This window comes from Salinicoccus sp. Marseille-QA3875, assembly GCF_054950095.1.
In genome coordinates this window covers 872,112-895,694 of the sequence record NZ_CM143103.1, presented here as the reverse complement: position 1 = coordinate 895,694, position 23,583 = coordinate 872,112, and the positions used below count along the sequence as shown (strand labels likewise).

Annotated in this window: 29 protein-coding genes, 1 riboswitch and 1 other annotated feature; of the genes, 26 read left to right on the top strand and 3 right to left on the bottom strand. The window is 42.3% G+C overall.

Annotated features, from left to right (window positions below; all coding sequences use genetic code 11):
* Positions 1–401 precede the first annotated feature (401 nt).
* Positions 402–1,295 (top strand): nuclease-related domain-containing protein, encoded by an 894-nt coding sequence (locus tag ACY8DT_RS04655; RefSeq protein WP_462421768.1) that lies wholly within the window; start codon positions 402–404, stop codon positions 1,293–1,295.
* Between the two features lie 56 nt (positions 1,296–1,351).
* Positions 1,352–2,356, top strand: coding sequence for an NADP-dependent oxidoreductase (locus ACY8DT_RS04650; RefSeq protein ID WP_462421767.1), 1,005 nt, complete (start codon positions 1,352–1,354; stop codon positions 2,354–2,356).
* Between the two features lie 112 nt (positions 2,357–2,468).
* On the opposite strand, the gene ACY8DT_RS04645 is transcribed toward ACY8DT_RS04650, so the two are convergent.
* Together ACY8DT_RS04645 and ACY8DT_RS04640 are read right to left on the bottom strand one after the other, a co-directional pair.
* Positions 2,469–2,783 carry a DMT family transporter gene (locus ACY8DT_RS04645; protein WP_462421766.1) on the bottom strand — a complete coding sequence of 105 codons (315 nt, stop codon included), beginning with the start codon at positions 2,781–2,783 and terminating at the stop codon, positions 2,469–2,471.
* Positions 2,783–3,118, bottom strand: coding sequence for a DMT family transporter (locus ACY8DT_RS04640; protein ID WP_052254940.1), 336 nt, complete (start codon positions 3,116–3,118; stop codon positions 2,783–2,785). The genes ACY8DT_RS04645 and ACY8DT_RS04640 overlap by 1 nt, the downstream gene beginning before the upstream one ends.
* A gap of 50 nt (positions 3,119–3,168) precedes the next feature.
* Positions 3,169–3,264, bottom strand: a riboswitch (guanidine-I (ykkC/yxkD leader).
* 135 nt (positions 3,265–3,399) lie between these two features.
* On the opposite strand from ACY8DT_RS04640, the gene ACY8DT_RS04635 reads away from it, so the two are divergent.
* Positions 3,400–3,594 carry a hypothetical protein gene (locus ACY8DT_RS04635; RefSeq protein ID WP_052254939.1) on the top strand — a complete coding sequence of 65 codons (195 nt, stop codon included), beginning with the start codon at positions 3,400–3,402 and terminating at the stop codon, positions 3,592–3,594.
* 76 nt (positions 3,595–3,670) lie between these two features.
* Here ACY8DT_RS04635 and ACY8DT_RS04630 read toward each other — a convergent pair whose 3' ends face one another.
* Positions 3,671–4,927, bottom strand: a complete 1,257-nt coding sequence (locus ACY8DT_RS04630; protein WP_462421765.1) for a NupC/NupG family nucleoside CNT transporter — start codon at positions 4,925–4,927, stop codon at positions 3,671–3,673.
* Between the two features lie 214 nt (positions 4,928–5,141).
* On the opposite strand from ACY8DT_RS04630, the gene ACY8DT_RS04625 reads away from it, so the two are divergent.
* The 23 genes from ACY8DT_RS04625 (at position 5,142) to ACY8DT_RS04515 (ending at position 23,583) form a co-directional block, all read left to right on the top strand.
* Positions 5,142–5,609, top strand: a complete 468-nt coding sequence (locus ACY8DT_RS04625; RefSeq protein ID WP_462421764.1) for a CtsR family transcriptional regulator — start codon at positions 5,142–5,144, stop codon at positions 5,607–5,609.
* 4 nt (positions 5,610–5,613) lie between these two features.
* On the top strand, positions 5,614–6,135 hold the full coding sequence (locus tag ACY8DT_RS04620; RefSeq protein WP_462421763.1) for a UvrB/UvrC motif-containing protein: 522 nt from the start codon (positions 5,614–5,616) through the stop codon (positions 6,133–6,135).
* Positions 6,122–7,144: a hypothetical protein gene (locus tag ACY8DT_RS04615; protein ID WP_462421762.1), complete on the top strand. Its 1,023-nt coding sequence runs from the start codon at positions 6,122–6,124 to the stop codon at positions 7,142–7,144. Before ACY8DT_RS04620 ends, ACY8DT_RS04615 begins: the two co-directional genes overlap by 14 nt.
* Positions 7,145–9,592 (top strand): ATP-dependent Clp protease ATP-binding subunit, encoded by a 2,448-nt coding sequence (locus ACY8DT_RS04610; RefSeq protein ID WP_462421761.1) that lies wholly within the window; start codon positions 7,145–7,147, stop codon positions 9,590–9,592.
* 132 nt (positions 9,593–9,724) lie between these two features.
* On the top strand, positions 9,725–11,095 hold the full coding sequence (gene radA / locus ACY8DT_RS04605; protein WP_462421760.1) for a DNA repair protein RadA: 1,371 nt from the start codon (positions 9,725–9,727) through the stop codon (positions 11,093–11,095).
* Between the two features lie 33 nt (positions 11,096–11,128).
* Positions 11,129–12,178 carry a PIN/TRAM domain-containing protein gene (locus tag ACY8DT_RS04600; protein ID WP_462421759.1) on the top strand — a complete coding sequence of 350 codons (1,050 nt, stop codon included), beginning with the start codon at positions 11,129–11,131 and terminating at the stop codon, positions 12,176–12,178.
* A 2-nt stretch (positions 12,179–12,180) separates the two neighbouring features.
* Positions 12,181–12,864: a 2-C-methyl-D-erythritol 4-phosphate cytidylyltransferase gene (gene ispD, locus ACY8DT_RS04595; RefSeq protein ID WP_462421758.1), complete on the top strand. Its 684-nt coding sequence runs from the start codon at positions 12,181–12,183 to the stop codon at positions 12,862–12,864.
* Positions 12,861–13,346: a 2-C-methyl-D-erythritol 2,4-cyclodiphosphate synthase gene (ispF, locus tag ACY8DT_RS04590; protein WP_462421757.1), complete on the top strand. Its 486-nt coding sequence runs from the start codon at positions 12,861–12,863 to the stop codon at positions 13,344–13,346. Before ispD ends, ispF begins: the two co-directional genes overlap by 4 nt.
* Complete coding sequence (gene gltX / locus ACY8DT_RS04585; RefSeq protein ID WP_462421756.1) at positions 13,346–14,797, top strand: glutamate--tRNA ligase; 1,452 nt, start codon at positions 13,346–13,348, stop codon at positions 14,795–14,797. The genes ispF and gltX overlap by 1 nt, the downstream gene beginning before the upstream one ends.
* Positions 14,798–15,063: 266 nt before the next feature.
* Complete coding sequence (cysE, locus tag ACY8DT_RS04580) at positions 15,064–15,720, top strand: serine O-acetyltransferase (RefSeq protein ID WP_462421755.1); 657 nt, start codon at positions 15,064–15,066, stop codon at positions 15,718–15,720.
* Entirely contained in the window at positions 15,704–17,098 is a 1,395-nt protein-coding gene (cysS, locus tag ACY8DT_RS04575; RefSeq protein WP_462421754.1) for a cysteine--tRNA ligase, read from the top strand. The genes cysE and cysS overlap by 17 nt, the downstream gene beginning before the upstream one ends.
* Positions 17,091–17,495, top strand: coding sequence for a Mini-ribonuclease 3 (locus ACY8DT_RS04570; protein WP_462421753.1), 405 nt, complete (start codon positions 17,091–17,093; stop codon positions 17,493–17,495). Before cysS ends, ACY8DT_RS04570 begins: the two co-directional genes overlap by 8 nt.
* Positions 17,488–18,228 carry a 23S rRNA (guanosine(2251)-2'-O)-methyltransferase RlmB gene (rlmB, locus tag ACY8DT_RS04565; protein WP_462421752.1) on the top strand — a complete coding sequence of 247 codons (741 nt, stop codon included), beginning with the start codon at positions 17,488–17,490 and terminating at the stop codon, positions 18,226–18,228. Before ACY8DT_RS04570 ends, rlmB begins: the two co-directional genes overlap by 8 nt.
* Positions 18,229–18,232: 4 nt before the next feature.
* Entirely contained in the window at positions 18,233–18,757 is a 525-nt protein-coding gene (locus ACY8DT_RS04560) for an NYN domain-containing protein (protein WP_462421751.1), read from the top strand.
* A 63-nt stretch (positions 18,758–18,820) separates the two neighbouring features.
* The gene (locus tag ACY8DT_RS04555; protein ID WP_462421750.1) at positions 18,821–19,414 is read left to right on the top strand and encodes an RNA polymerase sigma factor; all 594 of its coding nucleotides are present in this window, start codon (positions 18,821–18,823) and stop codon (positions 19,412–19,414) included.
* Between the two features lie 70 nt (positions 19,415–19,484).
* A complete protein-coding gene (rpmG, locus tag ACY8DT_RS04550; RefSeq protein ID WP_462421749.1) occupies positions 19,485–19,628 on the top strand; it encodes a 50S ribosomal protein L33 in 144 nt (47 codons plus the stop codon).
* Positions 19,629–19,648: 20 nt separating this feature from the next.
* Entirely contained in the window at positions 19,649–19,825 is a 177-nt protein-coding gene (gene secE / locus ACY8DT_RS04545; protein ID WP_462421748.1) for a preprotein translocase subunit SecE, read from the top strand.
* 17 nt (positions 19,826–19,842) lie between these two features.
* Positions 19,843–20,382 carry a transcription termination/antitermination protein NusG gene (gene nusG, locus ACY8DT_RS04540; RefSeq protein ID WP_462421747.1) on the top strand — a complete coding sequence of 180 codons (540 nt, stop codon included), beginning with the start codon at positions 19,843–19,845 and terminating at the stop codon, positions 20,380–20,382.
* A 139-nt stretch (positions 20,383–20,521) separates the two neighbouring features.
* Positions 20,522–20,947: a 50S ribosomal protein L11 gene (rplK, locus tag ACY8DT_RS04535; RefSeq protein ID WP_462421746.1), complete on the top strand. Its 426-nt coding sequence runs from the start codon at positions 20,522–20,524 to the stop codon at positions 20,945–20,947.
* A 77-nt stretch (positions 20,948–21,024) separates the two neighbouring features.
* The gene (rplA, locus tag ACY8DT_RS04530; protein WP_462421745.1) at positions 21,025–21,723 is read left to right on the top strand and encodes a 50S ribosomal protein L1; all 699 of its coding nucleotides are present in this window, start codon (positions 21,025–21,027) and stop codon (positions 21,721–21,723) included.
* Positions 21,724–21,767: 44 nt separating this feature from the next.
* Positions 21,768–21,921, top strand: a sequence feature (ribosomal protein L10 leader region).
* 33 nt (positions 21,922–21,954) lie between these two features.
* Complete coding sequence (gene rplJ, locus ACY8DT_RS04525; protein WP_462421744.1) at positions 21,955–22,452, top strand: 50S ribosomal protein L10; 498 nt, start codon at positions 21,955–21,957, stop codon at positions 22,450–22,452.
* Between the two features lie 38 nt (positions 22,453–22,490).
* Positions 22,491–22,859, top strand: coding sequence for a 50S ribosomal protein L7/L12 (gene rplL / locus ACY8DT_RS04520; RefSeq protein ID WP_462421743.1), 369 nt, complete (start codon positions 22,491–22,493; stop codon positions 22,857–22,859).
* A gap of 100 nt (positions 22,860–22,959) precedes the next feature.
* Positions 22,960–23,583, top strand: coding sequence for a class I SAM-dependent methyltransferase (locus tag ACY8DT_RS04515; RefSeq protein WP_462421742.1), 624 nt, complete (start codon positions 22,960–22,962; stop codon positions 23,581–23,583).

Genomic DNA, 23,583 nt, shown 5'->3' with positions numbered 1-23,583 from the left:
TGGATTGCCGGTCACTGAGAGTTATGAGTGACTGGATAAAGTGGATTGCCGGTCACTGGGAGTTGTGAGTGACTGGATAAAGTGGCTTGCTGGTCACTGGCGGTTATGAGTGACTTGTAATATGATTTTACTAGTCACCCGGCCGGCTCACTTCTTTAAATATTTTCAAATTCTATCCTTATCTACTGCTGAAAGTAAGGAAATTCAGATGGGAATCAATAGATTTCAAAATAAAAGGGTGAATAGTTTCATAAATAATATAAATACACTTAAAAATTAAAAGTAAAAAAATCAAAATCCCTGTTTTTCTCCTAATACATTATAGAGGGGATTTTTTTTATGGCGAAAATAATAAAGGGGATGATTTTATTTTTCTGACTGAGCGAAGTAAGCCCAACGAATTGAAGTATTTGGAAACTTTATCAATCAGAGCACAGCTGACAGAGGTGGAGTCGAAAAGGCTTAATAGATTACAAAAAGGTTTTGAAGGTGAACAGTTATATGACATAATCTTTGAGGAAGCAGGGCATGATGGAATCAACATTTTCAGAGATATCTGGATAAAAGCAGATAAGTCATTGGTTCAAATTGACAGTTTAATTGTCAGTGATGACAAGGTTATTATCAATGAAATTAAAAATTACAGTGGTCAATATACTTATGAAAATAACGTCTGGCATGTGGGAAATATTCAAATATCTGATGACCCAATCATTCAGGTTAAAAGAGCGAGTTCTAAACTTATAAAAATATTCAGGGAAAATCATATCAATATCGTTGTAGATTCCAAGGTGATTTTTCCCAATCCTTATTTTATAATCTCAACAAACGATGATGCCTGTACTGCATCAGTGATAAAAAGGGACAGAATTAAAATATATATGAGAACTTTGAACCGGTTAACCTCCAGAAAAGACGCCCGGGAGATCATTCAATTGATTGAATCATACAGGGTGCCGGAGCCCTTCTATCAAATAAGTACAGACTTCAGCCGTCTCAAAACAGGCAGATATTGTATGCATTGCAATGCGTATGAACTCGACAGTCACAGGGGTTTTACAGTGTGCAGAAATTGTCACGGCAGAACGAGCAATAAACTGCATGTTTTGAACGCAGTGCAGGATTTTCAGATACTATATCACAATGAGCAGGTTACAACAGCTGTCATTCAAAAGATATTAAAGAATGAAATTTCGCGTTCCACAGTTCAGAGGAACCTTCGAACTTATTGTACTCCCGTTAATCATGGAAGATCCAGAGCTTATGAACTGCAGAGGAAAGACCGGATTGATTGATATCATACCTGGCCGGATTTACACTTGATGGATAATACACAAATGGAGGCTAAAGTATGAAAAATGAACAGATTGTTCTGGCAAAGCGGCCGGATGGCATTCCTGGAGATGATGTATTCAAGTTTGAAGAGACAGAAATCAAAGAGCCGGCGGCAGGGGAAGTTACAGTAAAAAGCATTTATGTATCTGTAGATCCTTATATGAGAGGCCGCATGTCGGCAGGAAAATCATATACGGAACCATTTGAAGTGGACGAACCGCTGGGCGGCCACGTCATCGGGAAGATAGAAAAAGCCAATGCTGACGGTTACGAAGCAGGCGACTTTGTCAAAGGGATAATGAGCTGGCAGCGTCATGTCACAGTCCCAGCAGAGAACCTGTCTAAAATTTCGAATACTGAACTGCCTTTACACCTGTACTTGAGCACACTGGGTATGCCGGGGCAGACAGCTTATCACGGTTTGCTGAAAATTGGCAAACCACAAAAAGGTGAAACGGTCGTCGTGTCGGCGGCCTCCGGAGCAGTCGGTTCGGTAGTCGGCCAGATTGCAAAGATCAAAGGGGCTAGAGTCGTCGGTATTGCCGGCGGTGAAGAGAAGGTTAAATATTTAACGGAAACACTCGGTTTTGATGCGGGTGTCGATTACAAATCTGATGATTTCAGTGAAAAACTGGCAGATGCAGTTTCTGAAGGAATAGACGTTTATTTTGAAAATGTCGGCGGCCCTGTGTCCGACGAGGTGTTCAAACATCTGAACAAGTTTTCAAGAATCGCAGTATGCGGGGCGATTTCAGCTTACAATAATCCATCAGAAGACATCGGGCCGAGAATCCAGTCAACATTGATCAAGTCTCAAACGTTGATGCAGGCATTTATCGTCGGCAATTATGCCGATGATTTCCAGAATGCGGACCGCCAGCTTTCAGAGTGGGTGAACGACGGCAAGATCCATACGGAAGTATCAGTTGAAGAAGGATTCGAAAAAATCCCTGCAGCATTCAGAAAATTATTTGACGGTTCAAATTTTGGAAAGCAAATAGTGAAAGTCGCAGACGAATAATATATCCTTTGAATAAAAATAAGCTGCTCATCTGTGGGAGCATTTATCCATCAGTGGGCAGCTTCTATATTTTCTTGCTTACTTGTGGCAGCGTTCCCCAGGTGAAAGCATATTAGCTGATTGCTTTCAGCCCGACCGCACTGCCGATGATCAATGAGATGAAGAATATTCTCCGGAAATTTTTCGGTTCATTGTAGAACAGCATACCGAGAATCGCACCGCCGGCTGCGCCGATGCCCGTCCAGACGGCATAAGCTGTACTCATGGCTATGGTATTCATGGCGATCGACAGGCATATGAAGCTGATGCCGAAGAACAGTAATATTCCAAAGAGTGCTTTGATGGTCCGGTTATGCGTGTATACGTTAATGGCGTTGACTCCAAGCATTTCAAAAACTCCTGCAAATATCAGTACAATCCATGCCATTATTGCTCAGCCCCTTCCACACGCTCTTCGGATGTGACCATCTTCAGGCCGATGACACCGATCAGCAGCACACCTATAAAGATTATATTCCAGATTGTAAAAGGCTGACCGAAGAACAGAAAATCACTGATTGCGACGCCTGTTGCACCTAAACCGACAAATACGGCATAGGATGTGCCGACCGGTAGTTCCATGGAAGCGACAATCAGCAGGTAGAAGCTGACATATATGGCGATGATCGTGAGCCCCCACTGCCACCAGTTATCGGCGTGGGTGATGCCGATGACCCAGCCGACTTCAAAAATGGAAGCGATGATGATTTTAATCCAGTTCATAAATTCAAATCCTTTCAAAGATAAAATAAAAAAGCCTGGGAGATATTGAAATCTCCCAGGCTTTTATCCTTCCGTGTCATGAATTGCTTCATGGGTCTACTCTCGGTCCAGACCAATCAGATTGCGGAACCCTAGTAAACTCTTTTCTTATAGTCATTCATATGATATCACATGGAAAAACTACTATCAAACAAGATAAATTTTAAATTTATATGAGCTGATGGTGTAAAATCATATTTCCTGTACAATGGTCTTAGGATGAAATTAAGGAGCTTCCAATCATGTTTATAAATGTGCTGTATACAATGTTACTGATATCCATCGTCTTCTTTCTTGTCAGCGGCATGCTGACCATATTGCAGTTCACCGGTTATTTCAAAAAGCATCCCCTTAGATATGTTAAATATTTCATTGTTTTTACTGTAATCATGATCATTCTAATGGGTGTACTTGTTATTGTCGGGCTGGACGGATGATTGTCCAAAAACTTACTTTGAATTTTGAAAAGAAAAAGCTCTCCCGTCTTCCGGGAGAGCTTTTTCATGTCGGATATTAGAAGAAGAATCCGACGATTGTTGCTGTAAGCAAGCTTACAAGGGACGCACCGTATACAAGCTTGAGTCCGAATCTTGCAACTTCATCTCCACTTTCACTGTGAAGACCTTTAACCGAACCTGCTATGATACCGATACTTCCAAAGTTGGCAAATGAAATCAGGAAGACTGAAACCATCGCCTGCGTTTTTCTTGATAAGTCATCTGCAAGTGTCATAAATTCACCGATTGCAACAAACTCATTCGTTATCAGTTTAGTTGCCATCAGGCTGCCTGCAGTCTGTGCTTCATCCCAAGGAATACCAATAAGGAATGCAATCGGCATAAAGATATAACCGAGAATATCCTGGAACGTCAGGCTGCTTCCTGGTATAAGAAGGAACAGCTGGTTCAAGAGGCCGATCAGAGCAATGAAACCAATCAGCATTGCTGCAACGACAAGCACAACTTTTCCGCCGTCGATGATGTAATCGCCAAGCACCTGGAAAAAAGATTTCCCTTTCTCAGGATTTGTTGAAATCGCAACGCCTTCGTCACTGATTTCTTCCTCATACGGGTTGATGACATGAACGATGATGTAAATTCCCAGGAAGTTCAGCACGATGGCAATGATGACAAACTGTGGCTCCAGCATCGTAAAGAATGCACCGACGATAGACAGGGAAATTGAACTCATTGCCTGTGCGGCCAGAGTATAGAGTCTTTGAGTCGTCATTTTCGGCAGAACGTTTTTAAGTGATATGAACACTTCGGACTGACCGAGGAACATTGAAGCAGCACCGTTGTATGATTCGATATAAGGCATGCCTGTAATTCTGGTCATCAGCATCCCAATACCTTTAATGATCAAAGGCAGTACTCTTATATAGGAAAGAATACCGATGATTGCACTGATGAAAATGATAGGGACCAATACGTTGAAGAAGAATACGTTGAATGCCATTCCATCTTCACTGTTATATAAAACCTGGTCGCCTGCTGCGGCTGATTCTGTGGATAAAGACATCAGGTCACCAAATACAAACTGTCCGCCTTCAGCGGCAAAGCCGAGCAGGTGGTTGAATGCTTCGGCCAGCCACCCGATAAATGTCTGACCCCACGTAGTGTTCAGGAACAGGAATGCAAAAAACAGCTGTAATGCGAGTAAGATAAGAATGTTCTTCCATTTTTTAAACGAAAGTTTTTTATTGCTGCTCGCAATCCATGCAAGGAAAAGTGTGAATAGTATACCGACTATCCCCATTAAAACACTCATAAAAGATCCTCCAAAAAATTTGATATATGTTGCGGTTATGTATATGCATCTCTAAAAGTACATTATAAAGTATATAAGACTGAAACGCGATACTGAATCATTATAATGCAAACGTTTACAGAAATAAAGAAGAATTTTATTTTGAACAAGAAATTTGCCAAAAACAGAAGCAGAATGTATACTTTAGTCAAAGAAGGTCAAAAGAGGTGACAGCATGCGTAATATGTCAGATATTATCGAACAATATTTGAAAGAATTACTTGCAGCTTCCGACGGCGAAGTCGTTGAAATCAAGCGTGCCTTTATCGCTGAAAAATTTGACTGTGTCCCGTCGCAGCTGAACTATGTAATCAAAACACGGTTCACCAATGAGCACGGTTATATGGTAGAGAGTAAGCGCGGCGGGGGCGGATATATACGTATCACTAAAGTTGAGACACATTCAAAATCAGAATATCTTGCTCATCTGAAAAAATTGATTGGCCCCGCCTTAAGTCAGCGAAATGCACAGCATATCGTACAATCGATGTTTGAAAATGACACGATTACATTGAAAGAAGGTAAAATTATCAATGCCGTTCTTGACAGGGAGACTTTAATGATAGAATTGCCTTTCAGGGATCAGTTGAGAGCTAAAATTCTACTTAAAATAATCGATGTCATCTTATATACTGAGGAGTGATTATATGATTTGTGAATCATGCCAGGAGAATGAAGCGACTGTTCATATAACGACAGGCAGTGGCTTGAACAAAACAGAGAGGTATTTATGTGAAGCTTGTGCCAATAAGTCGTTTTCCAGTCAGTTTTCAAGTTTTTCGGACGATTCGTTCAATATACATCAACTCTTGCAGTCTCTCTCGGCACAACAGCCGTTCAGTTCACACAAACAGCAGAAGAAACACTGCGAAAACTGCGGCTCCACCATTGAATCCATATTGAAAAAAGGAAAGTTCGGCTGTGCGGAATGTTATGAGACGTTCAGTGAAAAAAGTGATGAAATCATCACGAAGGTACAGCTGTACCAAACAGAACATGTCGGTAAAATACCTCAAAAGTCTTCGGCTTACATCAAGGTTAAAAAGGAAATCGAACAGCTTCGTGCGAACCTTTCCGAACTTGTTGAGGAGCAGGCATTTGAGGAAGCAGCAGTAGTGCGTGATCAGATCAAATCATTGGAAGCGGGTGATGACAATGGCAAAAATTAGCCCCTGGGTCAGCCAGGCAAAAGAAATTCCTGTAGAGATGTCATCTAGAATACGTCTGGCAAGAAATGTCCGCGAACTGCCATTCCCGCATATGTTGAAGGAAGAGGACATGACTCATGTAATCGAGACTTTGAACGATACGCTGAGTGATTTCAAACAGGTGGATCTGGAAGAATTGAAATTTGAAGACAAAGCGTTATTGGTGGAGAAGCATCTGATCAGTCCTCTTTTTACCGAACGCGGCCGTTTAAGTTATATTAATGATGATGAATCGGTTTCGATAATGGTCAATGAAGAGGATCACATCAGAATTCAGGCAATGGGGGCAGAGTTGTCCCTGGATGAACTTTATGAGAATGCATCTGCACTCGATGACCGGCTGGAAAGCAGGCTCGACTACGCCTTTGATGATAAATATGGATTCCTGACAGCCTGTCCGACAAACGTAGGCACGGGACTCAGAGCTTCTGTGATGCTGCATTTGCCGGCATTATCATTAGGAAACAGGATCCAGAGGATTTCGAACAACTTAAACCGATTTGGCTTCACCCTCCGGGGAATATACGGCGAAGGTTCGGTGCCGCTCGGACATATATACCAATTATCAAATCAGCTGACCCTCGGTCAGTCTGAAAAGGATATCATCAAAAGCTTAAACGAACTGAAGACAAGAATTATAGAAGAAGAGATAGAGATGCGCTCAATAATGAATAACGAACATCTCATAAAAGCCAAAGATTCAATATTTCGTTCGTACGGCATACTTAAATATGCCTATACCATTTCATTGAAAGAGGCTGCGAATCATTTAAGCAACATTAAACTGGGTCTCGATCTTGGCTTATTACCCGAGAATACGATCAGATTCCAGGAACTTGTCCAATTGATTCAACCCGCTTTCATCAAAATGCGTTTAAACAGCCTGAATAAAGAGTATGTATCATTAGAGAGCGCAGTTGCCGAAGAACGTGCAACTTTATTACGTGAACAAATAGGAGGGACTATATAAATGTTATTTGGAAGATTGACTGAAAGAGCCCAGAAAGTACTTGCATATGCACAGGAAGAAGCAATAAGCCTGAAGCATTCGAATATCGGAACAGAGCATTTATTACTCGGTTTAATAAAAGAAAAAGAAGGCATCGCTGCAAAAGTGTTATCAAGCTTTAATATCAGCGAAGACAATGTACGTGATGAAGTCTTCAACCTGATCAATGAAGGTGATGATGCGACAGCCTCCATCAGATATACACCGCGCGCTAAAAAAGTGATTGAACTGTCCATGGACGAGGCACGCAAGCTGCACCATAACTTTGTCGGGACGGAGCACTTACTGCTCGGACTGATCCGTGAAAGTGAAGGCGTTGCTGCACGTGTACTTGCCAATCTGGATCTTAATATCACTAAAGCCCGTGCTTCAGTCATTAAAATGCTGGGCAACCCTGAAGTACTTCAGGGCAAAGATCCTCAAAAGAAAGATAATAATACTCCGACTCTGGATTCACTGGCGAGAGATTTGACGGAAATTGCACGTGAAGACCAGTTGGACCCGGTCATCGGCCGTTCCAAAGAAATCACCAGAGTCATTGAAGTATTGTCACGCCGTACTAAAAACAACCCGGTATTGATCGGTGAGCCGGGTGTCGGTAAAACGGCAATTGCCGAAGGGCTTGCGCAGTCGATCGTGAAAAATGAAGTGCCTGAAACCTTAAAAGATAAACGTGTCATGTCGCTTGATATGGGTACGGTTGTCGCAGGTACGAAATACCGCGGTGAATTCGAAGAGCGCATGAAAAAAGTGATGGAAGAAATCCATAAAGCAGGCAATGTGGTTTTATTCATAGATGAACTGCATACATTAATCGGAGCAGGCGGTGCTGAAGGTGCAATCGATGCTTCAAACATCTTGAAACCTGCACTTGCCCGCGGCGAACTGCAGTGTATCGGTGCCACTACGCTTGAAGAGTACCGCAAGCATATTGAAAAAGATGCTGCACTTGAGAGACGCTTCCAGCCGGTCCAGGTTGATGAGCCGAATGTTGAAGATACTGTACTGATTCTTAAAGGCTTAAGAGATAAATATGAAGCGCACCACAGAATCAATATTACTGATGAAGCTCTGGACGCTGCAGCTAAAATGAGTGCACGTTATATCCAGGACCGTTTCTTGCCGGATAAAGCGATTGACCTGATTGACGAGGCATCGTCGAAAGTCAGGCTGCGCAGCTATACTTCCCCGCCGGACTTGAAAGATCTGGAAAGCAAGCTTGAAGCGGTTAAGAAAGAGAAGAATGCCGCCGTACAAAGTCAGGAATTTGAATCAGCAGCAAACTACAGAGACCAGCAGTCGAAACTTGAAAAGCAGTTGAAAGAGAAACAGGACAGTTGGAAGAAAGAGCAGGGGCAATCCTCTCAATCTGTGACACAGGGTGACATTGAAGTGGTCATCAGCGGTATCACAGGCATCCCGCTTTCTAAAATTGCAGAGGGCGAGTCAGAGCGTCTGTTGAATTTGGAATCCATCCTGCACGGCAGAGTGATCGGACAGGAAGAAGCTGTAAAATCAATTTCCAGAGCGGTACGCCGCGCAAGAGCCGGACTCAAAGATCCTAAGCGTCCGATTGGAAGCTTCATATTCCTCGGCCCGACAGGTGTCGGTAAAACCGAACTTGCCCGTTCGCTGAGTGAAACGATGTTCGGCGAAGAAGACGCCATGATACGTGTAGACATGAGTGAATACATGGAGAAACATTCAATCTCGAGACTTGTCGGCTCACCTCCGGGTTATGTCGGTTATGATGACGGCGGCCAGTTGACTGAGAAAGTCCGCAGAAAACCATACTCACTCATTCTGTTTGATGAGATTGAGAAAGCACACCCTGATGTATTCAACATGCTTCTGCAAGTACTGGATGATGGCCGTCTGACTGACGCAAACGGACGTACAGTCGATTTCAGAAATACGATCATCGTGATGACTTCGAACGTCGGTGCACAAGAACTCAGAGACCGTAAATTCGCAGGATTCGGAACGACAACCGATGCGAATGCCCAGGATTACGAGACGATTAAGAGCACGATGATGAAAGAGCTGAAAGAGACTTTCAAACCTGAATTCATCAACCGTGTGGATGATATCATCGTATTCCACAGTCTTGAAAAAGAACACTTGACGGAAATCGTCTCGCTGATGATTGAACAGCTGCAGGAAAGACTGATCGATCAGAATATCAATATTGAAGTGACTGACAAAGCCAAAGCACAGATTACTGAAGATGGATATGACCCTGAATACGGTGCAAGACCGCTTGCACGAAGCATTCAGAAGAATATCGAAGATACTTTAAGTGAAGCCTTACTGTCAGGCGCTGACTTTGAAAATAAAGTTGTCGTCGTTGATTATAAGAAGAAAGAATTCACAATAGATACGAAGAAAAAAGAAGCAGTCAAGAAGTAATTGCAGAAAGCCCAAATCGAATGTTGGTTTGGGCTATTCTGTTTTCATTTTTACTTGTAGATTCCATACTTTAAAATCTTTCTAAATAGTAATACAATGATAAAGAGTACAGGCTGGGGGAAGTTGTCAAATATGGCGAAAACTAAAAATATATTTGAATGCATGGCGTGCGGATATGAATCACCCAAATGGATGGGGAAATGTCCAAGCTGCGGTGCGTGGAATCAGATGGAAGAAAAATTGATACATAAAGAAACGAAAGGCCGGGGCACGCTTGGAAAGCAGGAACCCGAGAAAAGCAGCCGGCCGGTCAAACTGAATAATGTTAAAAAGACGTTTACACCAAGAACTTTGACAAAAATCGGAGAATTCGACCGTGTCCTCGGCGGAGGCATTGTAAACGGCTCTCTCATACTCATTGGCGGAGATCCGGGTATCGGGAAATCGACGATTTTACTTCAGACAGCTTTAACATTGTCTAAAGAGCATGAGGTGTTATACGTGTCCGGTGAGGAATCGCTTGAACAGATCAAACTGCGTGCTGACAGACTGGATGAAACAAGCGAAAATCTCAACGTCTATTGTGAAACGAACCTCTATTACATCCATGATGAAATAAAAAAATCCAAACCGGATTTTTTGATCATAGATTCCATTCAGACGATATTCCACCCGGATATCACGAGTGCGCCGGGCAGCGTGTCCCAGGTAAGAGAATGTACTCAGAGCCTCATGAATATCGCCAAAGGTGAAAACATCGCAACATTCATCGTCGGCCATGTGACAAAAGAAGGTCAGATTGCCGGACCACGTCTGCTCGAACATATGGTGGACACCGTTCTTTATTTTGAAGGTGACCAGCATCATACATTCCGTATTTTAAGAGCTGTGAAAAACCGCTTCGGATCGACAAATGAAATGGGTATATTTGAAATGAAGAACACAGGCTTGAAAGAAGTCTTGAATCCTTCCGAAATTTTTTTGGAAGAGCGCTCAAAAAACACGCCGGGATCTGCGATTGTCGCAACGATGGAAGGTACAAGGGCAATGCTCGTCGAAGTGCAGGCACTTGTTACACCTACCCACTTCCATAACCCAAGACGTATGTCTACAGGGATTGACCAAAACCGCCTGTCACTCCTGATGGCCGTTTTGGAAAAGAGCGGCGGTTATCTGATGCAGCAGCATGATGCCTACATCAAAGTAGCGGGCGGAGTAAAACTCGATGAACCTGCGGTTGACCTGAGTGTCATCATCAGCATTGCTTCAAGCTTTAAAAATAAAGAAGTGCGCGGCGATGACTGCTTTATCGGCGAGGTGGGACTGACAGGTGAAGTGAGGCGTGTAACCAAGATAGAATCACGCCTGCAGGAAGCGGCCAAGCTTGGCTTCAAGCGGGCGATTGTTCCAAAATCCAATCTGACCGGCATTCAGCTGCCGGAAGGTTTAAAAGTCCACGGTGTAAGCGACCTGGGACAGGCTATAAAACAGGCTTTTAATTAGTCAGCTGAAATCCAGTTTGAGGAGGTGAATGTTATGTTGAGATATTTATTGTATATTTTATACTTTTTGTGTGGTGTATCACTGGGTGTATGGTTGTTCCCTGATTTGATTACCGTAATGCCTGTCGATCTTCCGGCCATATTGAATAATGCCCTTGTACATGCCTTGATTGGCGGACTGCTCTTTCTAATCATCTTCTATTGGTCTATCGATAAAGTGGAGCAGCTGATCCGTAAGGGTGAGGGCATCCTTTTAAACAGAAATCTGCCCGAAATCATTTTTGCCACATTGGGTATGGTTATCGGTCTTGTTGTTGCTGTCTTAATATCATTATTATTGAATACATTAAATATTCCGATCGTGAGTGAAGTCATATCTTTTGCACTGGCAATTATTCTGGGCTATCTGGGTTTTCAAATTGGTATGAAAAAGCACAGTGAAGTTCTGGAACTGCTGCCGAAACAAAATAACAAAGAGCAGACCGAGAGTTTTCAAGGGCAGAAAAAGCTGTTAGATACCAGTGCAATCATAGACGGCCGAATCGTCGATGTTGTAAAAACAGGATTTATAGAAGGAGAGATCTCCGTACCTCAATTCGTTCTGGACGAACTGCAGCTGATTGCAGATTCAACAGATTCCATGAAGCGGGACCGCGGCCAGAGAGGTTTGGAAATGCTGCATGACCTGCAGGAGAGTTCTGAGAATGTAAAAGTCCAGCCCGTAAAATATGACAAGCTGGATGTGGATCAGCAATTGGTGCAGCTTGCCAAAGAAGAGAATGCAGCACTGATCACAACGGATTATAATCTGAACCGTGTCTGCCAGGTGCATAATATTAAAGTTTTAAATGTCAATGAACTGTCCGATGCAATCAAGCTGATCATCAAGCAGGGCGATACACTGGATATTATGGTGACCAAACATGGTAAAGAGGAAGACCAGGGCGTCGGCTATCTTGAAGATGGTACAATGGTTGTTATCGAAGATGGCAGAAAACTGGTTAACCAGACTGTCAGTGTTGAAGTGACAAGTGTGCTGCAAACAAATTCAGGGCGCATCATCTTTACTAAGAAAGAGAGTTAATCATGGCTTATATCGCAATCATTCCCGCTGCAGGCTTAGGCAGGCGCATGGGGTATAATAGAAATAAGGTATTTATCGAACTGAGCAGGAAATCGATCATCGAACTCACTGTCGGGCAATTCCAGAACGATCCGAACTGTGAAGGAATTTATTTGGCGGCGAGAGAAGATGAAGCAGCGCTGTTAAAAGAAAAATTATCCGGGTATGATAAAGTGCACGGTGTAGTTATCGGCGGAAAAGAACGCCAGGACAGCATTTATAATGTTTTGGAAGAAATTCCGAAGTGTGAATATGTTTTCATACATGATGGTGCGAGACCATTCATCACGAAGGCATTGCTGGATGACATATACGACAGAGTCAAAATTCACAAGGCGGTCATCTGCGGAGTCAAAGTAAAAGATACGGTTAAAAAAGTGAAGGGTTCCCTCGTTGCAGAGACTTTGCCGAGAGAAGAATTATTCATCACCCACACACCGCAGGCTTTCGATTATGATTTAATCAGACGCGCCCATGAAAATGCCCGTACAAATGAGCTTTCGGTGACCGATGATTCAAGCATGGTGGAAATACTGGGAGAGAACGTGCATATTGCTCAATCCAACTATAATAATATTAAGATTACAACCCGTGAAGATCTGGTGGTTGCCGAATCTATCATCAACAGGAAGGGTGAAGACGAATGATAAGGATCGGACATGGTTTTGATGTTCATGCATTTGCCGACGACAGACCGCTGATCATCGGGGGATTGACCATTCCGTATGACAGGGGTCTGGCCGGACATTCGGATGCGGATGTACTGCTGCATACGGTGGCGGATGCCATACTGGGGGCATTGGCTCTTGGTGATATCGGCAAATTTTTCCCCGATACAGATGACGAGTATAAGGATATGGATTCAAAAATATTACTGGCTGAAGTTGTGCAGAAAATGCACGATGAAAATTACGAGATTGGTAATATCGACGCTGTAATCATGGCTCAGGCGCCAAAATTCAGACCTCATATCGATGATATGCGGAAAAGTGTTGCTTCAATTTTGAAGACAGCCGTCTCTAATGTTAATATTAAAGCGACTACTACAGAAAAACTGGGTTTTGTAGGCAGAAAAGAAGGCATCACTTCTGAAGCAGTGGTCCTGCTCACAAAAATGGAGGAATCATAATGGATAAAGTAAGAGTTAGATATGCGCCGAGTCCGACTGGATTTTTGCATATAGGAAACGCACGTTCAGCGTTATTCAATTATTTATTTGCACGTCACTACGGCGGTGACTTCATCATCAGGATCGAAGATACTGATAAATCACGCCATGTTGAAACAGGTGAGGAATCCCAGCTGAAAAACTTGAAGTGGCTGGGTATCGACTGGGATGAAAGTATTGATTCAGACGGCGGCTACGGCCCTTACCGACAATCTGAACGCGGGTCCATCTATGAACCTTATATCAAAAAGATGCTGGATGAGGACCTTGCCTACCGTTGTTATATGACTAGCGAAGAACTTGAAAAAGAGCGTGAGGAACAGATTGCACGCGGAGAGATGCCGAGATACGGCGGTCGCCATGCCAATCTGACCAGGGAAGAAGAAGATGCTCTTATTGCTGAAGGGCGTGAACCTGCAATACGGATCCGTGTCCCTCAGGATAAAGTCTACAAATTTGATGATATCGTCAAAGGTGAAGTGTCATTCGAATCAAATGGTTTCGGTGACTGGGTCATCGTGAAGAAAGACGGCATCCCGACTTATAACTTCGCTGTCGCGATAGATGATCATGAAATGGAAATCTCACATGTTCTCCGCGGTGATGATCATATTTCAAATACACCAAAACAGCTCATGGTCTATGAAGCTTTAGGACTTGAGCCGCCTGAATTCGGTCATATGACGTTAATCGTCAACGAAAATAAAAAGAAATTATCCAAGCGTGACGGGGCCATCATCCAATTTATCGAACAGTATAAAGAACTTGGGTATTTGCCTGAAGCGTTATTTAATTTCATCGCTTTACTTGGATGGACGCCTGAAGGCGAAGAGGAGATTTTCAGCAAAGATGAGTTCATCAAATTATTTGATGAAAAAAGATTATCCAAAGCACCTGCTTTCTTCGACAAGCAGAAACTGACCTGGATCAACAACCAGTATATGAAGGAGAAAGATGCAGAGACAGTATTTGATATGGCACTGCCTTTCCTGATTAAAGAAGGACTGGTTAATGAAGATTCAGGTACAGAGGAGATTGAATGGGCAAGGAAACTTGTAGCACTGTATCAGCCGCAGATGAGTTTTGCCGGTGAAATTACAGCATTATCCGAGCAGTTTTTCAAAGATGATATTGAATTTGGTGAAGCTGCGACAGAAGTGATCAATCAGGAACATATACCTGAACTCATGACTGCATTGTATGATGAGTTTGAAAACTTGATCGACTTTGATCCTGCGACCATTAAAAAATCAATTAAAAATGTACAGAAATCGACGGGATATAAAGGGAAGCAGCTCTTCATGCCGATCCGTGTTGCAGTTACAGGACAGACACAGGGACCTGAACTGCCGGATTCGATTTCTCTGATCGGTAAAGAAAAAGTACTGAACAGAATTTCTAAATTGAAATAACCGGCTTATGAGTCTATCTTGTTGAAGTCCGGATTGTAATCGATTATTATAATCAGTAACAGAGAAATGAAGTATGGTTTATTGTGGAAATCAGAGATTGTCTGGCGGGTGAGAAGGCAACCATGATATAATTCAGAAATGCACTCTGTCATGAATTGTATATTTATAAGTGCAAATTTATTTTGTAAACAGAGTGGAACCGTGCGAATGCGCCTCTGTCCAGTTTTTTGGACAGAGGCATTTTTTATTTTGGGAGGAGGATCATCTTGTTCAATCGTATGAAAGAAGATATCAATATGATACTGGAGCTGGATCCAGCTGCGAAAAGTAAATTTGAAGTGTTGTTCACTTATTCAGGACTGCATGCTGTATGGATGCACTTAATTGCGCATAAATTGTATAAACGAAAATTTGCCACTCTCTCGAGGATCATTTCACAGATCAGCCGCTTTATGACAGGTATAGAAATACATCCCGGCGCACAGGTGGGCAGACGTTTATTCATAGACCACGGCATGGGCGTGGTCATCGGTGAAACATGCCGCATCGGCAATAACGTCACAATCTACCAAGGTGTCACATTGGGCGGCACAGGAAAAGAAGAGACTAAAAGACACCCGGACGTGGATGACAATGTACTGGTTGCTGCCGGAGCGAAGGTGCTCGGTAACATACGTATCGGTGAAAACTCCAAAATTGGTGCCAATTCAGTTGTATTGATCAACGTACCCAAGGATTCTACAGTCGTAGGCATACCTGGACGTATAGTCAAACAGGCTGGTGAAAAGGTTAAAGGCGCACGTGACTTGAACGTGACAGATTTACCGGATCCTATTCTGGAAATGATATTAGGCCTGGAAGATGAAATAAAAGACTTTAGAAAAGAAGTAAGGGATGAGGTTAAAGATGGTTCGCATATATAATACTTTGACAAGACAGAAAGAAACGTTTAAGCCGATCGAGGAAGGTAAAGTTAAGATGTATGTCTGTGGCCCGACTGTGTATAACTATATCCATATCGGGAACGCGAGACCTGCCATCGCTTTTGATACGGTCCGAAGATATTTGGAATATAAAGGTTATGATGTAAAATACGTGGCGAACTTCACGGATGTCGATGATAAACTGATCAAGGCATCACAGGAATTGGGACAATCGGTGCCTGATATCGCAGAGCGTTTCATCGAAGCGTTCTTTGAGGATACAGGCGCGCTTAACGTCAAGCGCGCAACAGTCCATCCGAGAGTGATGAATCATATGGATGACATCGTTAAATTCATAGAAGTGTTGATCGAGAAAGGTCACGCCTATGAATCAGACGGCGACGTTTATTTCAAAACCCGTTCATATGACGGCTATGGTAAACTGAGCCAGCAGTCGATCAATGATCTGAAAGTCGGTGCACGTATCGACGCCGGAGAGAAAAAAGAGGATCCTCTGGATTTCGCTCTCTGGAAACAGGCAAAGCCGAATGAAATCAAATGGGAGTCTCCGTGGGGTGAAGGCCGTCCGGGCTGGCACATCGAATGCAGCGTGATGGCGAGAGAACATCTGGGTGACACGATAGATATTCATGCGGGCGGACAGGATCTGACTTTCCCCCACCATGAAAATGAGATTGCTCAAAGTGAATGTATGACAGATGAAACTTTTGCGAATTACTGGATGCATAACGGGTATATCAATATTGACAACACGAAGATGTCAAAGTCACTGGGCAACTTCATACTGGTTCATGACATCATCAAGGAAATCAATCCGAATGTACTGAGGTTCTTTATGATCAGCGTGCATTACCGCAATCCGATCAATTACAACCGTGAACTGGTCGATGCGGCAAGGGCAGGGCTGGAGCGTATCCAGGACAGCTACAGACAGGCGAAAGAACGCCTTGAAAGTGCAGTCGGTACAGAAGTCGACAGTAAGATAACAGAAATCATCGATGAAAATGTTAAGACGTTTGAATCGCATATGGATGATGATTTCAACACGGCCAACGCTATCAGTGCGTGGCATGACATCACTTCCGAGCTGAATAAATATCTCCGCTACAATACAACAAATGCTGAAGTGCTGACGAAGTTCATAGAAGTGTTTGAAAAGTATGCCGGCGTGCTTGGCATTGTTTTGGAAGAAGAAACAATTTTACTCGATGAAGAAGTTGAAAAACTGATCGAGGAACGCAACGATGCAAGGAAGAATAAAGATTTCTCACGCGCTGACGAAATCAGGGATTATTTAAAAGAACAGGGCATAATTTTGGAAGATACTAAAGAAGGAGTGCGGTTTAAGCGTGGCTGACTTTAATGTGGAAGAAGTGCCGAGCTTATCTTTAGCTTTTTTGGGCGACTCAGTATACGCGGTCTACATCCGCACATTTCTGATTAAAAATAAATCCCGCCTGAAGCCTGAAGACCTCCATAGAGAAGCGAACCGGCTGGTGAGTGCAAGAGCCCAGTCGCATGCTCTGCTCCATTTGAGGAGAGAAGGTCTGATCACTGGAGACGAGTGGGAAATAGCCAAGCGTGCACGGAATAAATCAAGTGCGACGAGAGCTAAAAATGCAACGATTAAAGAGTATCGGAATGCCTCGGGTCTGGAAGCGCTGATCGGTTATCTCGATCTGACGGACAACCATTCCAGAATAGGAGAATTGATGCAGGAAATTATTAAGGAAGGGAGGGTTCACGATGACTAATTCCATAGTGGCCGGCAGAAACGCAGTGCGGGAAGCACTGCGTTCCGAAAAAGACATAAATAAAATCTATATACAGGATTCAATTAATAAAAATCAGGTGAAAGAACTTCTGGATATGGCCAGGAAGCAGAAAGTGGTCGTCCAGAATGTTCCAAAAAGTAAAATGGACGGTATGACTGATGAAAAGCATCAGGGCATCATTGCGTCAATCAGCGCCCATGAATATATGGATTTTGAGAAGTTCCTGCAGACGGTTGAAGGTGAGGAGACTGCAAATGTCATCATCCTTGACGGCCTGGAAGATCCCCATAATCTGGGATCGATATTAAGGACCTGCGATGCGACAGGATTCGATGCAGTGATCATCCCGAAAAGACGCTCTGTGCAGCTGACAGACACAGTGGCTAAAACTTCCACCGGTGCAATTGAATATATACCGGTTGTGCGGGTGACAAATATTAATCAGACGATCGATAAGCTGAAAGACAGAGGTTTCTGGGTCGTCGGTGCCGACGGCAGCGGGGACACGGATTACCGTGAGCTTTCTTTAGATGTAAGTACTGCATTGGTTATCGGCAGTGAAGGAGAGGGCATCAGCAAAAAAACACTTGAAAAATGTGATTTCACTGTTAAAATTCCGATGGTGGGTCAAATATCAAGTTTAAATGCCTCAGTATCCGCGGCCCTGCTCATGTACGAGGTTTACCGCAGGCAAAACCCTGTCAGGTTGTGATGTGATGAGAAAAAAAGAGAGGATTCTGATCGTGGACGGCTATAACCTGATCGGTGCCAATAAAGAGCTTTTCAGCGAATCCAAAGTGTCGCTGGAGTTAGCCAGGGAAGAGCTGATAAAAGCACTTGCGGAGTATCAGATGGTGACCACGTTTGAAATTATCATCGTGTTCGATGCCTACGAAGTGAAGAGTATGGAATCCATTTTGAAAAAACATGGAATCACCGTCATTTTCACTAAAGAAAAAGAAACAGCTGATGAATATATCGAACGTTTTGTCCATGATAATTATCATCCATTTCTATGTGAGATCAGCGTGGTTACGAGCGACCTGACTGAACAGAATGCGATTTTCGCTTTAGGTGCCTACCGGATTCCATCCAGGGAAATGTGGATGACGCTGGAGGATTCCGAAAAAAACATCAGCAAAGAAATTGATGCAATAAACCAGAAACTGCCCAGGCGGAAACTGGATATCCGTCCTGATGTTTTATCAGAATTTGAAAAATGGAGAAGGGGCTTAAAATAGCACCTTGAAGTAAATGCCGTCTCACCATATATTTTATATATATAAAATTATGGGAGACGGCTTATGTATCTAATTACTCAACATTACTTTAATCTCAAAGAATCGATAGATGACCGGATGAATGATTATGCGTACAAAGTATACAATGGTGATATTAGTGCATTTGATTGGATAGACGAAAATTTAAGGCAGGTCATTTTTAAAAAGACTCTGAAATATCCTTTCGATCATTATGACCGGGAGGATGCGCTGCAGGACATGATGGAACTGGCGCTGAGACTATGCTATAAGTATAATCCCGAACTCGGCAACTACCGTCATTATGTTTCGAAGGTGATCACGTATGAACTGATGAAGCTGTATTATAGATTGACCGACTATGGTTTGAGCGAGGTCATCAAATCAGTGAAGGATATCACTTTTGAAACTGCGGATCACCGCAACAGAATGCAGGATGATCCTCTGGATATCATCATATATGAGGAGAACAAATCACAGATTTTAAATAACCGTAAAGTGTGTTCCCCGCTTGAACGCCAAATCGTTTATTATTGTAACTACGGCTACCAGATCAAGGAAATCAGTGAGAAGCTTTGTGTCAGTGAAAAGGTGATAGTAAACAGCCTGCACAGGGTGAGAAGAAAGCGCAAAAAATAATTTATCGTATGATTTAACAGTGTTTGACATTGTTTTTCAAAATCGGTATAGTAAATAAGAATTGAGTGAGATGTGTTATATGAAGATAACATTGGTGTGTAATGACTGTGGATCAAGAAATTATCAATTAAAGAACGACCATAAAGAACGTTTGATTATGAAAAAGTTTTGTAAAAAATGTAATCGACATACGACTCATAAAAGTTCCATCTGAAGTAGGAGGATATGTTAAAAATGGCAAACAATAAGAATTTCTTTCAAAATGTAGTTAGCGAAATGAAAAAAGTAAGCTGGCCGACCGGTCAGGAAACTGCCAGATTTACAATGGTTGTTGCATTGACGGTTATATTTTTCCTGGCTTTTTTCTATGCATTGGATTTGGGTATTACAGCGTTGATAGATTTATTGTAATTTAAAGGAGCGATTGGATGTCTGGTGAAAAGAATTGGTATGCCGTTCATACTTATTCAGGGTATGAAAACAAAGTAAAAGCGAATTTACTTGCCCGTCTTGACTCTATGAATATGCAAGATCAGATCTTCAGAGTGGTAATCCCTGAAGAAGAAGAAACGACGGTTAAGGATGGCAAACGTAAAACGGCGATGAAAAAGACATTTCCAGGCTATGTACTTGTAGAATTGATAATGACAGATGAATCCTGGTATGTTGTCAGAAATACGCCGGGTGTCACAGGATTCGTAGGTTCACAGGGTGCAGGAAGCAAACCGAACCCGTTACTGCCTGAAGAAGTGAAGTTTATTTTGAAATCCATGGGAATGGTTGAGAAGACAGTCGATTTCGAAGTTGAAATCGGTGAAGTCGTCAACATTATTGATGGTCCGTTCAACAATCAATCCGGTGAAATCAAAGGGATTGATGAAGAACGTTACAAATTGACTGTGCTTGTAGAAATGTTTGGCAGGGAGACGCCTGTAGAAGTGGAATTCGATCAAATAGAAAAACTATAAAATACAGGTTGTATTTTAATTATAATAATGGTAAAATGTTATGGTCGGAATTTTCCGGCCATCTTTTTATAGATGCGAGTGGGAGGATAAAATCTTAATATCCTATGACCACATCACGATAAACGAGGAGGTGCACATCGTGGCTAAAAAAGTTATCAACGTTGTGAAATTGCAGATTCCTGCAGGGAAGGCAAATCCAGCGCCGCCAGTTGGGCCGGCATTAGGTCAGGCAGGCGTGAACATCATGGGGTTCTGTAAAGAATTCAATGCGCGTACACAAGAGCAGGCAGGTCTGATCATTCCAGTGGAAATCTCTGTATTTGAAGACCGTTCATTCACTTTCATAACTAAAACACCACCAGCAGCAGTATTACTGAAAAAAGCTGCAAGTGTTGAAAAAGGTTCAGGTGAACCTAACAAAGAAAAAGTGGCGAAAGTATCAGAAGCGCAAGTGCGTGAAATTGCTGAGACGAAAATGGAAGACCTTAATGCGGCTGATGTAGAAGCGGCAATGCGTATGGTCGAAGGTACAGCTCGAAGCATGGGCTTCGAAATTGAAAAGTAAAATGACAATGACTGTATAAAACGTATTAATACAAACGTGGGAGGATAACCCGCTAAAACCACAAGGAGGAATTACAAATGGCTAAAAGAAGTAAAAAGTATCAGGCAGCTCTTGAGAAATTTGATGCCAATTCTTCATACTCAATTGAAGAAGCAGTTAAATTAGCTCAAGAAACAAGTACTGTAAATTTTGATGCTTCTGTTGAAGTCGCTTTCCGCCTGGGTATTGATACACGTAAAAACGACCAACAAATCCGTGGTGCGATTGTATTGCCGCACGGTACTGGTAAATCACAGCGTGTATTAGTATTTGCTAAAGGTGAAAAGCTTAAAGAGGCAGAAGAAGCAGGCGCAGATTACGCAGGAGATCAGGAATTCGTTCAGAAAATCAATGGCGGATGGTTTGACTTTGATGTAATCGTTGCAACACCTGACATGATGGGTGAAGTTGGTAAACTTGGACGTGTATTAGGTCCTAAAGGTTTAATGCCAAACCCTAAAACAGGTACAGTAACAATGGATGTTAAAAAAGCAGTAGAAGAAATCAAAGCAGGTAAAGTTGAATACCGTGCAGAGAAATCAGGTATTGTACACGTTGCAATTGGTAAAGTATCATTCGATACTGACAAACTGGTTGAAAACTTCAATACGATTCACGATGCATTGGCAAAATCAAAACCCGCATCTGCCAAAGGTACCTACTTTAAATCTGTAGCACTTTCATCAACGATGGGACCTGGAATTAAAGTGGATAACAACGCAGCAAGAATCCTATAATAAAAGTTAATATTGACAAGTGCAGCTGGCTGTTGTACAGTTGCACTTGTATTAAAAGATTACCTGAGACAGTAGGAGTGGCGTTTTAAGCGTTACTTAAAAGAACATCCTGCCGAGGCAAATGAAAAAGACTTGAATTGATCAATATATATTCAAGCACTTTTTGCCGTAGGTAAAAGGTGCTTTTTTTATTGCACCAGCCTATACACACAAAATTATGGAGGTGTAAGAATGTCAAACGTGATGGAATCAAAACAGCAATTAGTAGATGATATCGCTGCTCAGATGAAAGAATCTGTTTCTACAATAGTTGTAAACTACCGTGGATTAACAGTTTCCCAAATGACTGAACTGCGAAAAAGTCTCAGAGAGGCCGGCGTAGAATTCAAAGTATACAAAAATACAATGACTCGCCGTGCTGCTGAAAAAGCAGAACTTACAGAGCTGAATGAATTTTTAACTGGACCAAACGCGATTGCATTTTCTAATGAAGATGTCATTGCTCCGGCCAAAGTTCTATACAACTTTGCTAAAGAACATGAAGCGTTGGAAATTAAAGCAGGTGTCCTTGAAGGTAAGTTCACACCGGCAGAAGATGTGAATGCAATTGCATCACTGCCATCCAAAGATGGACTTGTGTCTATGTTACTATCTGTACTTCAAGCTCCAGTACGAAACTTCGCTTATGCAGTTAAAGCTGTTGGTGAAGACAAAGAAGAAGAAGCTTAATCGCAATTAAATCAATTAAAAAAATGGAGGAATTTATAATGGCTAACCATGAAGAAATCATTGAGTCAATTAAAGGTATGACAGTTTTAGAATTAAACGATCTTGTAAAAGCAATTGAAGAAGAATTTGGCGTAACTGCAGCAGCACCAGTAGCAGCAGCAGGCGCAGGCGGCGGAGAGGCAGCAGCTGAAGAGAAGACTGAATTTGATGTTGAACTTACAGACGCAGGTTCATCCAAGATCAAAGTCATCAAAGTTGTGCGTGAAGCAACTGGCTTAGGACTTAAAGACGCTAAAGAATTAGTTGACGGAGCGCCTAAAGTAATCAAAGAAGGTCTGGCTAAAGAAGAAGCTGAAGAACTTAAAGAGAAGTTGGAAGAAGTTGGCGCTGGCGTAGAACTTAAATAATTTTTGTGTATAGATAAATTTTGAAGTGAGGCTCATATAAACATATTGTTTAGATGAGCCTCTCTTTTTCATTACATATAAATCACCGGAGGTGATATTGATGTCGCATTATTTTACAACCGATCAAACCGCCCATGATTACAGAGAGATAGAATATACTTTTAAGAATACCGTATATAATTTTAAAACTGATCGCGGTGTATTTTCAAAAGACCAGCTGGATTACGGTACAAGAGTGCTGATATCCGGTGTGGTGTCCGATAATGAGGCAGGTGACGCTTCATTGATCGATATGGGAGCGGGTTACGGACCGATAGGCATCATATTGGGCAAAGCTTTAGATGTACGGCCGGTGATGATTGAAGTGAATGAGGATGCAGTCAGTCTGCTGCATGATAACATTGTGAAGAATGATATCAAAGCCGAGATTTTATCGAGGGAAGAATATGATGAATCAGATATTAAAACGAAGCTTTATGTTACCAATCCTCCATTCAGAACAGGTAAGGATGTTGTCACAGACATTATAGAAGACGGATTCAACCGTCTTGAGACAGCCGGAAAATTTTATATGGTGGTACAGAAGAAGCAGGGCATGAAATCATATAAAAAATCGATTGAGCAGTTGTTTGGCAACGTGGAAATACTCTTGAAAGAGAAAGGCTATTACGTATTAAAAGGTATAAAAAGACATGAGGATGCTGCTCAAAACATAAATTGGTAA